The 15897-nt window shown below is 65.0% G+C and carries 8 protein-coding genes and 1 pseudogene; 6 read left to right on the plus strand and 3 right to left on the minus strand.

Annotated features, from left to right (window positions below; all coding sequences use genetic code 11):
- Positions 1 to 6: 6 nt before the first annotated feature.
- The 4 genes from H9639_RS08745 to H9639_RS08760 all read left to right on the plus strand — a co-directional run bounded on the left by H9639_RS08745 (position 7) and on the right by H9639_RS08760 (position 8377).
- Positions 7 to 654 carry a CpaB family protein gene (locus H9639_RS08745; protein ID WP_191807694.1) on the plus strand — a complete coding sequence of 216 codons (648 nt, stop codon included), beginning with the start codon at positions 7 to 9 and terminating at the stop codon, positions 652 to 654.
- A complete protein-coding gene (locus tag H9639_RS08750; protein ID WP_191807695.1) occupies positions 651 to 1958 on the plus strand; it encodes an AAA family ATPase in 1308 nt (435 codons plus the stop codon). Before H9639_RS08745 ends, H9639_RS08750 begins: the two co-directional genes overlap by 4 nt.
- 88 nt (positions 1959 to 2046) lie before the next feature.
- Positions 2047 to 6882, plus strand: coding sequence for an NAD-glutamate dehydrogenase (locus H9639_RS08755; protein WP_191807696.1), 4836 nt, complete (start codon positions 2047 to 2049; stop codon positions 6880 to 6882).
- Positions 6883 to 6895: 13 nt separating this feature from the next.
- Positions 6896 to 8377, plus strand: a complete 1482-nt coding sequence (locus tag H9639_RS08760) for a sensor histidine kinase (protein ID WP_191807697.1) — start codon at positions 6896 to 6898, stop codon at positions 8375 to 8377.
- A 119-nt stretch (positions 8378 to 8496) separates the two neighbouring features.
- Here H9639_RS08760 and H9639_RS08765 read toward each other — a convergent pair whose 3' ends face one another.
- Entirely contained in the window at positions 8497 to 8745 is a 249-nt protein-coding gene (locus H9639_RS08765; RefSeq protein WP_055239553.1) for a WhiB family transcriptional regulator, read from the minus strand.
- A 322-nt stretch (positions 8746 to 9067) separates the two neighbouring features.
- Between H9639_RS08765 and H9639_RS08770 the strand changes: the two genes are divergently transcribed.
- Positions 9068 to 9493, plus strand: a complete 426-nt coding sequence (locus H9639_RS08770) for a hypothetical protein (protein ID WP_318242034.1) — start codon at positions 9068 to 9070, stop codon at positions 9491 to 9493.
- 51 nt (positions 9494 to 9544) lie between these two features.
- Here the strand turns inward: H9639_RS08770 and H9639_RS08775 are convergent, their stop codons facing one another.
- Positions 9545 to 12394: an FtsK/SpoIIIE domain-containing protein gene (locus H9639_RS08775; protein ID WP_318242035.1), complete on the minus strand. Its 2850-nt coding sequence runs from the start codon at positions 12392 to 12394 to the stop codon at positions 9545 to 9547.
- 642 nt (positions 12395 to 13036) lie between these two features.
- Positions 13037 to 13498: pseudogene (locus tag H9639_RS17270) on the minus strand (FHA domain-containing protein); the annotation flags it as partial.
- Positions 13499 to 13861: 363 nt separating this feature from the next.
- Between H9639_RS17270 and H9639_RS17175 the strand changes: the two are divergent.
- Entirely contained in the window at positions 13862 to 15835 is a 1974-nt protein-coding gene (locus H9639_RS17175; protein ID WP_318242036.1) for an acyltransferase family protein, read from the plus strand.
- Positions 15836 to 15897 lie beyond the last annotated feature (62 nt).

The raw sequence follows: 15897 nt of genomic DNA on the forward strand, positions 1-15897 counted from the left end.
GGAAAGATGAGTCTCAAGACGGCGGCGCCCGCAGCGCCTGTCCAGCGCCTCAGGAAACCGTCGTGGAAGGATCCGCGGCTGCTGCTCGGACTGCTGCTGGTCCTCGGCTCCGTTGCCGGGGTCACCGCCCTGATGAGCAGTCAGGACCAGACCACGCAGGTATGGACCGCAGGACGGGACCTGCCCGTCGGAACCCAGCTGCAGACGGCCGATTTTCAAGTGGTTTCAGTCCGCCTCGGTGACGCGGCGGGCGCCTATCTGCGCGCGGATGAACCGCTGCCGGAAAACACCGTGGCCGGGGGACTGATCCGTAAGGGCGAACTCATCGCCCGGGCTGACTTGTCTACGGCGGACCGGCTGGACCGAAAGCCGTTTGGGCTGGACGTCGAAACACCGCTTCCCTCCGGGATCAAGCCGGGGGACCGGATTGATGTCTGGGCATCGATGCCGGACGGCAGAAATGGTTACGGCGAACCCCGGCGCCTGCTGGAAGCCGCGGAGATCTCCGAAATATCGGTCTCGGAGTCGGTCATCGCCGGATCAGACTCGACCCGTCTCCTGGTGCTTGTGGAGGACCCGGATCTGCCAGGACTCCTCGGTGCCCTGTCCAACCAGGCGAAAATTGCCGTTGTGCCGAATCCTTCAGCCGGATGAGCACCATCCCCATTGTCACCTCAGGCACCGGCACCGCCGCACTGGTTCAGGGGCTGGAGCGGCTGCAGGGACCCGTAACCGTCATCCGCCGCTGCGGGGAACTCACGGAACTTATTGCCGCCTGCCAAAGCGGAATGGCGCGTGCCGCAATTGTCGACGACGACGCCGGTGAGCTCACCGCCAGCCTGGCTGAACGCCTCGCGGCTGCTGGAGTGGCACTGGTTGTCCTGGCAGACGACGACGAGACCAAAGCGCGGCTGGAAACGCTCGGGATCCAGCATGCGCCCCGGTCGCTGGAATCCACGGAACTCGCGGCTCTGGTGGCCGAGGCCGTAGCCGGGCATCAGGAGCGCTTTGCCGCCCGCGGCAGTGCTTCGTCCCTGGCTGATCCGGCAGAGACTCTGCGCCGGTGGGAACTGGCGGGCCGGGAAACGGAACCGGCGGAGCCGTTACCGGAGAGCCGGGGCACGCTGGTGGCCGTCTGGGGGCCAGCCGGTGCGCCCGGACGCACCACCCTCGCTGTGAACCTGGCAGCAGAAGCCGCGGCTGCGGGCAGCCGGGTACTGCTGATTGATGCAGACACGTACGCGCCGAGCATTGCGGCAGGTCTGGGTTTGACCGAGGAGTCTGCCGGTGTGGCCCAGGCCTGCCGGCTTGCGGACCAGGGGCTGCTGGACCCGGTGTCACTGACCGGTTCCGGGGTTTCGGTGGAGATCAAAGGACAGCGGATGACGGTCCTGACCGGGATCACCCGCTCGGACCGCTGGCTGGAGATCCGCGGAACGGCGCTGGGCCGTGTGCTGGAACAGTCCCGTGGGGTTGCCGACATTACCGTGGTGGACTGCGGATTCAGCGTCGAAGCAGACGAGGAGCTGAGTTTCGACACCATGGCGCCGCGCCGAAACGCCGCTACGCTGACCGCCCTGGAACATGCCGATACCGTCTATGCGGTGGGGGCAGCCGACCCTGTCGGGGTTCCGCGCCTGGTCAGGGCGCTCGCAGAGCTGGAAACCGCCGTTCCTGGGGTCTCACCGCTGGTTGTGCTGAACAAGGTCCGGCGTTCCGCCGCGGGCCGGAGTCCGGAACGGCAGCTCAGCCAGGCCTGGGAACGTTTCGGCCCCGGGAAAATCGATGCTTTCCTCCCGGCGGACTGGGACGCCGCTGACGCAGCCCTCCTTGCCGGCGCGGCGCTCCTGGAGGCTGCACCGGCGTCGCCGCTTCGCAGCGCCATCGCGGCCCTCGCCAATGTTCCGGCGGGTTCCCGCCGCGGGAGCCGCCGGCGCTGGCGGGCGGGCGCAAAATAAACTTTTCATTGCCAAAGGGATAGGCTCGTAACAAACGGGCCGCAATGGGGCGGTTCGTATCAAGCGGCGATTTTCGGAGGCGTATTAAATGTCGTCTGGGTCCAACACCACGGATCTTTCCAGTTCGAGTACTTCCCTTGAGGAGTTCATCGGGAACTATTACGAGCATCTGGCGGCTGAAGACGCCGAGCTGTATCCGCAGGAGGTCCTCAGGGAACGGGCGGAACAGCACCGGGCTCTTGCCTGGACCCGTCCGGAAGGCACGGCCGCCGTAGATATTTTTGATCAGGGTGACGCCAGCGTTATCCAGATCGTCACCGACGACATGCCGTTCCTGGTTGATTCCGTGACGGCAGAAATTGTCCGGCAGAACTGCGCCATCCGGCTGGTGGTACACCCGACGTTCCTGGCCGCCCGCGACCGCGAAAGCGATACCCTGCAGCAGGTGCGCCGGGTCCCTTCGGCCGCCGGCGTCTCCAGTGGCGACACGGCGGCGCTGCCGAACATCTCAGGCCTGCTGACCGGGGGAAACCAGACTGCGCGGATCGAATCCTGGATCGCCGTCGAAGTTCCCCGGCTCACCGATGTTGACCGCCGTGATGCCATGATCAACGGCCTCGAACGGGTCCTCTCCGACGTCCGCGTTGCTGTTGGCGACTGGGCCGAAATGCGGTCGAAAGTCCATGAAATCGCCGGGGAGCTCGATTCGATTACCGGCGCTGCCGATATCCCGGATCTGCAGCAGGCCCACGAACTTCTGACCTGGCTGGACAACGGTAACTTCACGTTCCTGGGCTACCGCGAATACGACCTGATCGAGGAAAACGGCGAAGACGTGCTCCGGGCCTCCTCGGGCACCGGCATGGGCCTGCTGCGCCGCAGCTCGGAAGCCGGAAAAGTGCAGCACCTGACCGCTGCCGGGAAAGCGAAGGCCCGCGAAAAGCGTGCCCTCGTGATTACCAAAGCAAACTCGCGTTCTACGGTCCACCGTGCGGCTTACTTCGACTACATCGGGATCAAGCGGTTCGATGCGGAGGGAAACGTCAACGGCGAGCGCCGGTTCATCGGCCTGTTCGCCACCGGCGCCTACACGGGATCGGTCCGGAACATTCCCATCCTGCGGGACAAGGTGAAAGCCGTGATGCACCGCGCCGGCTTCCCGACGGACTCACACTCCGGAAAGGATCTCCTTGCCATCCTGGAGACTTTCCCGCGGGATGAGCTCTTCCAGATCGAGGTTGATGCCCTGCTGGAAACGGCACGGGGAATCCTGCGGCTGCAGGAACGGCGCCGGACCCGGCTCTTCCTGCGCCCCGATGTCTACGGCCGCTTTATGTCGGCGCTGGTGTTCCTTCCCCGTGACCGCTACACCACCTCGGTCCGGCTGCGCATCCAGGACGAACTCCGCTCGACGTTTAATGCCGAGTCGATCGACTACGAAGCACGGCTGACGGAGTCTGCCCTGGCGCGGCTCTTCTTCCGCATCCGGCTGCCCAAGGGCGTGGAAATTGCCGACGTCGATGCCGCGGCGCTGGAGCGCCGGCTGGTCAGTGCCACCCGGTCCTGGCCCGAAGGTATCAACGAAGTTCTCCGCGGCAAGCTGGACCGCGAGCAGGCGGAGAAGCTGTCCGCGCTCTGGGGCGACGCCTTCCCAATGGACTACCGGGTCGCATACGAGGTGGAGGATGCGCTCGAAGACATCGCACGCTTTGAGGACCGGCTGCAGAACCCGGATACCGCGCCGGAGCTGTTCGTCTACACCCCGGCAGGATCTGCTGACGGCGCCGACGCGCGGCTGAAACTGTATCTGCTGGAGCCGCGGTCCCTGACCCAGATTCTGCCCTTCCTGCACAACCTCGGACTCAAGGTGCTCGATGAGCGTCCCTTTGAGATCCGCCGCCAGGACGGCGTCGAACTCTTCCTCTATGACTTCGGACTGGATTATCCGGCAGGGGTGGATCCCCTGAAGACCGGCAACCTGCTCGCTGAGGCCTTCCGGGCCGGCAGCTCGGGTGCCAGCGAATCGGATGAGTTCGACAGACTGGTCCTCGGCCAGAACCTTGGCTGGCGGCAGGTCGTGATCTTCCGCAGCTATGCCAAGTACATGCGGCAGATGGGCAATACGAACTCCTACGGATTTATGTCAGACACCCTGATGGCCAATCCGAGGGTGACCGCTGCCCTTGTCCGGCTGTTCAGGGCGCGGTTCGACCCGGACACCGAAGACACCCTGCGCAGTGATGAAGTCGCATCAGCGCGGGCGGAGCTCGAGGCAGGCCTGGAACAGGTTCCCACGCTGGACGCCGACCGTGTCCTGCGCACATTCGCCAACCTGATTGAGGCAACCCTGCGGACCAACTTCTACCAGGGCAAGTCCTATGTGAGCAGCAAACTCGATACCGAATCCATCGGCGGTGCGCCCTTCCCCAGGCCGAAGTACGAAATCTGGGTTTATTCACCACGGGTTGAAGGCGTCCATCTGCGCTTCGGCGAGGTGGCCCGCGGCGGGCTGCGCTGGTCGGACCGCCGCGAGGACTTCCGCACGGAGATCCTTGGCCTGGTCAAGGCCCAGACCGTAAAGAACGCCGTTATCGTTCCGACCGGTGCCAAGGGCGGCTTCTACGCCAAGCAGCTGCCCGATCCCGCCGAGGACCGCGGCGCCTGGATGGAAGAAGGCAAGGAGAGCTACCGCACGTTCATCCGCGGACTGCTGGACATCACCGACAACGTGGTGGTCACGGCGGACGGCGAGCAGATCGTTCCGCCGCAGCGGGTGGTCCGGCATGACGGTGACGACAGCTACCTGGTTGTCGCCGCAGACAAGGGCACGGCGTCGTTCTCGGATACCGCCAACGCGCTTTCCGCCGAATACGGTTTCTGGCTGGGCGATGCGTTCGCTTCCGGCGGCTCCATCGGCTACGACCACAAGGCCATGGGAATCACGGCCCGCGGTGCGTGGGAATCGGTGAAGCGGCACTTCAGCGAACTGGGGGTCGACACCCAGAGCGAAGATTTCACCGTCGCCGGCGTCGGCGACATGAGCGGCGATGTCTTCGGCAACGGGATGCTGCTCTCCGAGCACATCAAGCTTGTGGCCGCGTTTGACCACCGGCATGTCTTCCTGGACCCGAATCCGGATGCTGCGCGTTCCCACGCCGAACGCCGCCGGCTGTTTGAACTCCCGCGTTCTTCGTGGGCCGACTACGATGAGTCGCTCATCAGCGAAGGCGGCGGCGTCTACCCGCGCCAGGCCAAGAGCATCCCGGTCAGCGCCCAGGTGCGCGAAGTCCTGGGGCTTGACGCCGGAGTGACCCGGCTGAGCCCGCCGGAACTGCTGCGGGCCATCCTCAAGGCACCCGTTGACCTGCTGTACAACGGCGGAATCGGCACCTACATCAAATCCTCCGCTGAGACGAACGCCGAAGTGGGGGACAAAGCCAATGACGGAATCCGGATCGACGGCAGGGACGTCCGCGCCAAGGTAATCGGCGAGGGCGGCAACCTCGGCATGACCCAGCGCGGACGCATCGAAGCGGCGCTGGCCGGCGTCATCCTCAACACGGATGCGATTGACAACTCTGCCGGGGTGGACTGCTCCGACCACGAAGTCAACATCAAGATCTTCGTTGACCGGATGGTCGCTGCCGGGCGCCTCGATCCCGCGGAACGCCCGGATTTCCTGCACTCGATGACTGACGAAGTCGGGCGCCTGGTACTCCAGGACAACATCGACCAGAACATGCTGCTCCTGAACGACCGGCAGCACGTTGTCGAGTGGAGCCCCAGCTTTGAACGGCTGATGGACTGGCTCGAAGAGCGTGCCGGACTGGACCGCCAGCTTGAAGCGCTCCCGACCAACGAGGAACTGCGGGCCCGGCTGGCGGAGGGGCACGGACTCACGGCTCCTGAGCTTGCCGTCCTGGCTGCATACGCCAAGATCGAACTCTCCCGGGCACTGACCGACTCGGATCTGGCCGACGACCCGTACTTCCGCGGCACCCTGCGCAGCTACTTCCCCAAGCAGCTGGTTGAACGATTCGAAGATCAGCTGGACAGCCACCCGCTGCGGCGGGAGATCATCTCCACGATCGTCGCCAACGACATGATCAACATCGGCGGCATCACCTTCGCCTTCCGGGTGATGGAGGAAACCTCCGCCGGTGAAGCAACAGTTGCCCGCGCCTTCAGCGCGCTGCGGGAGATCTATGCAATTGACGACGTCGTTGCCGCCCTGGGCGGGCTGCCGGCAAGTTTCCCCACGGAAACCTGGACCACCATCCACCTCGACATGCGGCGTTTGCTGGACCGCGCCGTGCGCTGGTTCGTAAACCATGTTGGCAGCGGCAGCTCGATCGATGAGGATATTGCCGCGTTCAAACCGATCGTGGAACCCCTGCGCAAGGACCTGCTGCGCTTTATGCGCGGCGGTGACCGTAAGCGGGTCGAAGCCGCAATGGAAACGGCCGCTGCCTGGGACCTTCCCGAAGGGCTCGGCTCCTACTGGGCCGAACAGTTCGAGAGTTACGGCCTGCTCGACGTCGCGCTGGCAAGCCGCCAGGTCGACGAGCCGGTGGAGAGCATCGCCGCGGTGTACTACGCGGTGTATGACCGCTACGGAATCGATGACCTGCTGGAACGGATCACCAAGCTTCCCCGCGGTGACCGCTGGCAGGCGCTGGCCCGGGCAGCGCTTCGGGACGACCTGTATTCAACCGTCGCGGACATGACCGTGGCGGCGCTGCAGGCCACACCGTCAATGGCCGGCGGGGACCCGGTGGAACGGCTGGAGGCCTGGGAGCGTGAAAACTCCGAGAACCTTGAGCGGGCCACAAAGATGTTCGCCGAAGTGAACGAGCTGGAACAGGATGACATGGCTTCACTGTCGGTCGCCCTGCGGCTGCTGCGCTCGATTGTCAGGCGCTGACGGAGTTTGGAACATGGCTATCTTTACTGATCCGATCAAGGAACACGCCGACTTCGCGCCCGGCGACGCGGAGTGGCTGCACCTGCTGGTGGGCGACTGGCAGCTGGTGGCGGACCTCGCGTTCGCCGACCTGGCGCTCTGGTTTCCGCTTCCCGACGGCAGCTACGTCGCGCTGGCGCATGCCAGGCCGTCGACGTCGCACACCGTTTTCCACAGCGACTTTGTGGGGGAGCGGATCCGGGGCGACCTGCAGCCCCTGGTCGATGCGGCGTGGAAGAGCCAATCCATCGAGCGGTCGAGTGAGACAAACTGGACCACCGACACGGCAATGCGGGTCGAAGCGATTCCCTTCGTCCGCAACGGCCGGACGCTCGCCGTCGTGACATCCCATATGGACCTCTCCAGCTCGCGGATGCCCTCGCGGCTGGAACTGACCTACCGCCAGTGCGCCTATGATCTGCTGCGGATGGGGACCCTGGGACTGTGGCCGGACTTCGCGACGCCCACCGGTTCGCGCCGGGGTGCGCCGCGGGTGGGGGACGGGCTTATCCGGCTCGACGCCCAGGGAGTGGTGCAGTACGCCAGCCCCAACGGTGTCTCGGCCTTCCGCAGGCTCGGCGACATGGAATCGCTCGAGGGCCGGCCCCTGGCCGAAATCACGACGGCGCTGCTCAAGGACCGACGGATGGTCGACGAGACGCTGCCGCTGGTCGTGACCGGCCGGATGCCGTGGCGGACTGAAATCGAGTCCCGGGGTGTCAGCCTCTCGCTTCGCGCCATACCCCTGCGCGACGAAAAGGAGCGCTTTGGTGCACTGGTGCTGTGCCGCGATGTTTCTGAGCTCAGGCGGCGCGAGATGGAACTCGTCTCCAAGGACGCGACCATCCGCGAAATCCACCACCGGGTCAAGAACAACCTCCAGACGGTTGCTGCGCTCTTGCGGATGCAGTCCCGCCGGATGGAAAGCGAAGAGGGGAAGCTCGGTCTGGCCCAGGCCATGCGCCGGGTCTCCACCATCGCACTGGTGCACGAAACCCTGTCCCAGGGCCTGACCCAGAACGTGGACTTCGACGAACTCATTGACCGGCAGTTCCGGCTATCGGCTGAGGTGGCGTCGCCGGCGCAGGGCGTGCGGACCGAGCGGCAGGGCACCTTTGGGGAACTGCCCAGCGATTTCGCCACCCCGCTGGCCCTGGTGATCAACGAACTGGTGACCAACGCCGTCGAACACGGTTTGTCCGGGCGCGAAGGGGGAACCGTGTGGCTCAGTGCCGAACGGCGCCGGGCGGAAGACGTTGAGGAAACCCTGGTGGTGACCATCTCCGACGACGGTGTTGGCCTTCCGGCAGGGCCGCGCAGCGAAGGACTCGGCCTGCAAATCGTGCGGACCCTGGTCCAGAGCGAGCTGGCCGGGACCATTGCCTGGTCGCCGCGGCCCGGCGGAGGAACCCAAGTGACGATTGAGATGGGGCTCGAGGGGGCCCGGCGCCGATAGGATTCCGGGAACAACGAAGGGCCGCTACTCAGGCAGCGGCCCTTCGGATATCCCAGGCGGGGGGCGCCTGAGCAAGTCTTCTTTGGTTCAGTCAAGAACTCCGAGGTCCTTGTTGCTTCTTAGGAAGCCCGGCGTGCCCTTGCGGCACGGCGCTTCAGCGCACGGCGCTCGTCTTCACTCATGCCACCCCAGACCCCGGCATCCTGACCGGTTTCGATGGCCCACTGCAGGCAGGTATCGATAACCGGGCACCGGCGGCATACGCTCTTGGCCTCTTCAATCTGAAGAAGTGCCGGGCCGGTGTTTCCCACAGGGAAGAACAGCTCCGGATCCTTGTCCAGACACGCTGCGCGGCTCCGCCAATCCATGCTAATCACTATCTCCTCTGAAAAGTTGACTCCGTTTGTTTGTGAAAACATTCACGAGCAACCACAAACTAAAGGGGCCGGTTCCGGCCCCTGATCCCCTCTACAAGGGTGTCATGACAGCGAAACGCAAACAAGGGTTAACAAGCTGTTAATCTGCCGGAAATGATGAGTGATGCGTCACAGGGCTCCGTGGCTCCGGCAATGACTGAAAATCGGAACAGCAACTGTGCGCCTGTCTCATCGCCTGTCCTGAAGGGGTCAAGCCCGCTGGCTGGGGAGTTCCGCCTCATCGCCCCTCGACTATGTCCGGTAGGGTGCCATTGTGTCAAGACCCCAAGATTCCCCGGCTCCCGCGTCCCGTCCGGCAGCAGTCATCATCATTTCCGTCGTCCTCGTCCTGGAAGCCCTAGGTCTTCTGGGGGTCGCAGCCTGGTATGTGTACAACCTGCTGACGGCCACGGCAACCTCCCTCGGGGGAGCGATCTTCAGCCTTATTCTCATTGTGGCGATCGCGGTATGGCTCCTGGTGGTGGGGCATTTCTTATTCCGTGGCATGCGCTGGACCCGGGCTGCGGCCCTGGTCTGGCAGCTCTTTATGATCGTGATCGCCGTGCCGACTATCCAGGGTGGAGTGGTCCTGGCCGGCCTGGTGCTGCTTCTTCCTGCCGCCGCGGTCCTTCTGTTGATCTTCACCAAACCAGTGATCGCGTGGACCAGCGGCACCAAGGCGGAGCCCAAAACCTACTAAGGCCCGGGGCGCCGTACCGGCACATCCTCCAGTTCCGGGGAGCCGGGGCACCTAGGCCGGGCCGGCGAACTGAGTCTCGGTGACCCGTGTCCCCGCAATGAGATATCCCCGTCCAGGACGGGAGGGAGCATCGAGGTTCAGCCGCACCCCGAAAAACTCGGCATCTGATGGTTGCTCCGGAGCAAGAAGTGCGCCCCTGGGGTCAGACCGCAGCCGTGCTGCGGCGGGCAGGCGGGAGGCCAGACCGAAGCCGGGGACTGCCGCCAGCACCAGTCTGGCCCCGTGGTCGAGGAACTGCGTCAAACGGGCATGCGCCTCCAAGGGAAGCCGGTCAGCGTCGTCGACCAGGATCAGGCAGTTACGGGCGCCGCCGTCTCCGGGACCGGGACTTGGTCTGCTGGCTCCTGGTCCGCTGTCTCCTGGGCCTGGAACCGGTCTGCTGGCTCCTGGTTCACCGTTGGCGGACTCCGCCGTTGTGGGCGCCGGCGCAAGCCACCCTGAATCGAAGCGGTGGACCTCCATGTCCTGTCCTGCGGCACGCTCGAACTGACGCAGAAGCGTTGTCCTGCCTGATCCGGACGGACCAAGGACCAGAAACGCGGTGCCGGACGGCAGATACGCCTCGGCCGTATCCAACTCGTCACCGTGCAGTCCGAGGGGGAACCGGTCAGGGCCGGAGACCGGTGCGAGGTCTTCCGGTCCTGTGTAGGCGGGCAGCTCTTCCACGCGCTGCGGCGGCACAGTGCCTTCCGGTAATGGGGTGTGAATGACGTCCCGGGGCGGCTCGCCGCATTGCGCCACCGCACCCGCCGGGGCTCCAATTCGCCCCTGGACGTAGGCCCGCCCGGGAATCGATTCCATCGGCGGCATCCGGGGCCAGGCCACGAGCGCGTCATCCGGGAGGCCGGCTGGAAACCAGAGCCGGTTTGGGACCAGCTGGAAGAACCGTGCGGTCGGCAGTTCTCTGTTGCCATTGATCACCAGGCAGACGTCCGCAGCTTCGCCGTCCCGGACCAAACCGAGCATTTCATCTTCGGAGCTCGAGAACCGGCTGGACCGAAAAGCGTCCTGCCACCGGCCCCAGCCGGATACCAGGAGCGTGATTCCCGCGGAACTGGAACTGCCGCTGCCGTTTCGTCCGCGGGCCAGGCGCTGGAGGACGATACCGCCAAGGACACTGACCAGGCGGGCGGCTCTGCGCGTTTCGTGCGGTGCGACGTACGCCCCCGTCTGCGCGTGGCCTGCGGTCCACGCAAGTGATCCGTCTCCGTCGAGTACATAAAGGTACCGGCCAGGCAGAGCCGAGAGCTGCTCGGCTGCCAGAAGTGCCGTGGCGGTTTCCGTGCCTGACGCCGGCGGCCCCACCAGGGCCAGATGTGAATCCCGGTGGGGGTTCCACTCGAGCACATCCTGGGACTGTTGTTCCGGCCGGTCTGCCAATCCCAGCACCACGGCGCGGCCAGAGTCTGTGTTTCCCAGGAGCCGGGACCTGTGGGGGAGCGCATTCGGCAGCGGCGGCTGGACCGGGGGCTGCGCCCGCGCTGGGTAGCCGGCGTCGGCTGCTGCGGAAATCACCGCCTCCACCAGCTCTTCGAGACTCCTGCCGGGAGGCCTCCCGCGCCGGTCCAGCGGAGTAGAGAGGTATTGAGCCAGTGTCTGGAGTGGCGGAGGCGGACTGCCAGGGCTGGACCCGGTCGAGCTGACCCTCAGCGGGATCGGTGGGTCCCCTGCCTTGCGCAGTATGGCCATGCCGGGGGAGGATGCCGGGATGTCCGCAGCATCGTCACATCCCACCACGTCGCGGGATTCCATGGCCGACTGAACACGGAGGCAGACCGAGGTGGAGATGTTGGCGCGGATGTCCGCAGTGACCGCACCCTGCGGGCGCTGAGTGGCCAGGACAAGATGCAGGCCCAGTGACCGGCCGAGTACGGCTATCCGCATCAACTCGGCAACGGCCGTGGGCACGGCGTCTGCGAGCATCCGGAATTCATCGATGACGACAACCAGGCGGGGAAGGGTTTTCGAAACTGGGGCGCTGCTGTTAAAGCCGTCCAGGTCACTGGCCTCTGCAGCTGCCAGCAGCGCCTCCCTGCGCTTGAGCTCGGATCTGAGGGACGCCAGCGTCCGGGCGACGTTTTCGCCGGACAAGTCTGTGAGGAAACCCGCGGTATGCGGCAGGCGGGCCAGGGGAGCGAGCCCGGAACCGCCCTTGAAGTCGATAAGGAGAAAGTTCAGCCGGGTCGGGGGGACGGCAGCGGCTAAGGAGGCAACGAACGTCCGCAGGAGCTCGGACTTTCCCGAGCCAGTCGTTCCGGCAATGAGGAAATGTGGTCCATCCGCCACAAGGTCCAGGGACACCGCTGCCGTCCCGTGATGGCCGAGAGCTGCCCTGGCTGACCCGCTGCGGGCCCACGAGGCGGCCATATGTCCGCTGGACATGGGGAAAGGGTCCCTTGGTACGGACCGCCGCGCATTGTGCTTTTGTGCGGATGCCAGGAGGGCGGAGGTGCGGTGGAAGGCCCGGGGTCCGATGAGGTCCGGACGAAAAGCCTGCTCCATGCCGTCCATCAGGAGGACGCCGCCGTCTTCGGAGAGCAGGATGGAGCCAGGGCCGCCGCCGGCGTCAGCTTGGGACCCGCCGGTCCCGTCCGGTTCGATCCCGACGAGGAAGACCGCCGTCTGGCGGATCGCCTCGGGCAGCGCTGCCCGGAGAAGACCGGCGTCCGCAGCGGCTGACGGAGGTGCAAGGACAGTCAGCGGGGCGCAGGAATCCTGGCCGGCGATCCCCTGGATGGCCGCGGCTGCGGCTGGGACGTCGCTTACGGCTAGGAGCTGGACTCCAGGCAGCAGCCTTGCATCGCAGACGAAGCGGTTGACTTCGCGGCACAGAAGGATCACTGGGCCCGCTCCTCCAGGAGGGTGCGAGGCTAACTGAAGCAGCACAGAGCGGAGCATTCCCATTGTCTCTGCGACTGGGCCGGTAATCCGGATGTCGGCTCCGGGAACGGGGGACAAGGTAATGGGGACATCGTCCAGCCGCGGAGGCACCCAATCTTCCCTGGGTGCCTGCAGCACGATATTGGCGGGCATGGATCCGGTCCCGAGGCGAAGTCCGTAAACCGCCGGGCCACCGTCGGTGCAGGAGTGTAGCGGCGGGCTGGTCAGGGGCGGCTCTCCCGCCCGCAGGCGCAGGGTCGACTGGAGGACCGCGACAGCACGGTCCCCGGCAGTGGGGTGGGCGAGCCGCCGCCGCGCCGCGTCCTGTGCGGCGGTCCTGGACACCGCCGCACGGAACTGCCTCCTCCTGCGCCTGAATCCTGCGAAACCCGCGAAGGCTGTTAGGGCCGTGACGGCCGAGAATGCCAGGAATATCCACATGCCTGTGGTCATGGCAAGCACCACGCCCAGCCCAAGAGCAAGAACCGCCGCTGCCAGCAGCCCCGGGTTATGCGCTGCCGGTGGCTGCATCGGTACCGTAAGCGGTCCGGCGGAGTTCCGCCCGCCCCCGGGGAGGCGGGCGGAGGCGGGGACACAGATTCGGAACGTGGTGTTCCCTGCCAAGACCCGCGACTCTGTGGTGAGCTCAGCCGTGCCGATACGGCTTCCATCAACCCACACGCCGTTCTGTGATGCCGCGTCGGTTATCCGGACACCCCTCGCGTCGACTGTCAGTTCTGCATGCAGGCGCGAAAGTGCCGGGTCCCTTAGTTCAATCGGGATGCTGCCGGCGGAAAGCGTCAGGCCGGGACGGCCCAACCGGTATCGGCCTTGGCGCAGCTCGATGACCCGGCCGGCGTCGGGGCCGCTGTGGGTTACGAGAACCAAGCCCGGCGGATCAGTTGCGGGCGTTCTCCGGGAGCGCGCTGTTGGTGCCAGGACGACGCCGTTGGGGAGCGAAAGGACGGGAGTGGACAGCGGTGCCAACGGCTGCCCATCGGCGGCGTAGGGGCCTGGGCCGAAGGTCTGCTCCAACGTCTCGGCAAGGTCTGCACAGGAGGACATTGCTGTTGAATCGATCACGAGGGGTACAGCCTGGCACCCCCCGCCCGACCCGTGAAGTGCCGACTTTGCCGGAGGCAGGACAAGTATGGCATGAATGTCCACGGTGAGCCTCCTGATGGCGATTGGCAAGGTTGGGAGTGAGAGTATCTGTCCTTCTCCGGATCTGGAGGACGGGAGAGGGTCCTGTGGATAACGGATCCAACCGGCCCGGCCTGCTCAAAACTGCAGGTGATACCCGGAGGTAGACTTCAATGTGGGGGAATCTGAGAAGCTCTTTGTGGAAAGGTCTGTGTGTCCCAGGAATTACTAGCTGCCCCCGGGCGGCAGGCGCGTCCTGCCGATCGAGTGTCCTACCGTCCCGAGGTGCAGGGCCTTCGCGCGCTCGCCGTGCTCATGGTGGTGACCTACCACGTCTGGTTCGGACGTGTCTCCGGTGGCGTCGACATCTTCCTCCTCATCTCTGCGTTCCTGCTGACCCTTTCTTTTGTCCGGAAGGTCGAAGCAGGTAAGCCATTGGATTTGGTGCGCTACTGGCTGCACCTGTTCAAGCGCCTGCTCCCCGCCGTCGTCGTGGTTATTCTGGCCGTCCTCGCCGCCACCGCGGCCTTCGTGCCCAAGTCCAGATGGACAGAAATCCTGGACCAGGCGTTCTCTTCCCTGCTCTACTTCCAGAACTGGGTCCTGGCTGCCAACTCCGTTGACTACTACGCAGCAGACCAGAGTGTCGCGAGTCCGCTGCAGCACTTCTGGTCGCTGTCCGTCCAGGGACAGGTCTTTATCCTTTGGCCCCTCCTCTTCGCGTTGGCAGCCGTCATCGCCCGGGCCACGAAAATCCGGTACCGCCGTGTGGTGCTGATGGTCTTTGGTGCCCTCTTTGCCGTCTCGCTGGCGTTCTCCATCCATGAGACCTATACCAACCAGGTGCACGCGTACTTCGATACGCGGACCCGCCTGTGGGAGTTCGCCTTCGGCACCCTGCTGGCGCTCGCCCTGCCGTACCTGAAACTGCCTCGCCCGGTGCGGATTGCCGCCGGTTGGGTGGGGCTCGCCGCCATGCTGTCCGGCGGCTTCATCCTGGATGTCCAGGGAGAGTTCCCCGGCTACGTTGCCCTCTGGCCGCTGGTGGCCGCAGCCCTCGTCATCGTGGCCGGACAGACCGGGAGTGTGTTTGGCGCGGATCGGTTCCTGAGCTGGAAGCCGCTGATCCGGCTGGGTGACATGTCCTATGCGCTCTACCTCTGGCACTGGCCCGTGCTGATCATCTATTTGATCTGGAGGGACAGGGAAGAGGTCGGACTGTACGGGGGCACGGCGATCATTGGCCTCTCTCTGGTCCTGGCATACTTCACCACGAAGTTTGTGGAGCGCCCGCTGCGCTCACTGGCCTGGGCGGATGCAAAGAAACGCCGTGCCGGAGTCGTGGTCGCTGTGTGTCTGGCGTTGGTGGCCGGACCGGTCCTGGGCTGGAAGGGCGGCCTAGAGTTGCAGAAACAGCGTGTTGAGGCTGAAGCTCTTCGGAATAATCCCGGGGCCCGTGTGCTGGCGAACGACTACGTAGACGAACGCTTTCCGGGAGCTCCCGTCTTGCCTCTACCGAGTTCAGTTAACTCCGAATGGGCAGGGTTGGATGGTGACTGCGGGGCGTATGAGGACCGACCGACAGATCCTGTTCTAGCAGAACACTGTTTGGGCACTGATCGGCAGGACTACAGCAAGACCATTTTGGTACTGGGCGATTCGCACTCACAGCAATGGCTCGGGGCTATCAAACCAATGGCTGAGGAACGAAACTACCGGGTTATTGCGGTGCTGCTGGGGGCCTGCCCCTTCGGCGTGCCGAATGATGCGCGCCGCGCAGAGTGCAACGACTTTAATGAGGCCGTGCTTCGCTACGCCAAGGAGCTTCGGCCCGACGCGGTCCTGGCGGTGGGCACGGCGGCCGATGCGGTGGAACCCATGGACACCGTGGTGGCCGGGTTGCCGGATGCAGCCATGGATCTGGCCGGCCACGGCATCCCGGTCATCGGCATCCGTGACAACCCGCGCTTTCCGGACAACATGATCCAGTGTGCGGAATCGCATGGCATTTTTGCCGAGGAATGCACCGCACCCCTAACGGACAAACTCGCGGATTCGGCCGAAATGGCGGCGACTTTCGATGCCATCCAGGGGCTGGCACTGCTGGACATGACGGACCTCATTTGTCCTCAGGGCCTCTGCCTGCCGACAGTCGGCAACGTTTTTGTCTACATGGACAGCAACCACCTGACCGCTACTTATACGGCGTCCATGGGAGCCGAATTCGACCGGCGCTTCCACGCTGCGGTCCATTGGTGAGCCCGTACCGGCCGCCCGGGAAAGTGTGTCCACAGCAATTGTTCGGTAACCTTGACCGTCGG

Origin of the sequence: Arthrobacter gallicola, assembly GCF_014836775.1 — a bacterium.
GTDB lineage: Bacteria > Actinomycetota > Actinomycetes > Actinomycetales > Micrococcaceae > Arthrobacter_B > Arthrobacter_B gallicola.

Bases quoted from the DNA above. Each gene is read 5' to 3' on its own strand.
- H9639_RS08760 (WP_191807697.1), top strand. From the start codon at position 6,896: ATGGCTATCTTTACTGATCCGATCAAGGAACACGCCGACTTCGCGCCC.
- H9639_RS08755 (WP_191807696.1), top strand. From the start codon at position 2,047: ATGTCGTCTGGGTCCAACACCACGGATCTTTCCAGTTCGAGTACTTCC.
- H9639_RS08765 (WP_055239553.1), bottom strand. From the start codon at position 8,745: ATGGATTGGCGGAGCCGCGCAGCGTGTCTGGACAAGGATCCGGAGCTG.
- H9639_RS08750 (WP_191807695.1), top strand. From the start codon at position 651: ATGAGCACCATCCCCATTGTCACCTCAGGCACCGGCACCGCCGCACTG.
- H9639_RS08745 (WP_191807694.1), top strand. From the start codon at position 7: ATGAGTCTCAAGACGGCGGCGCCCGCAGCGCCTGTCCAGCGCCTCAGG.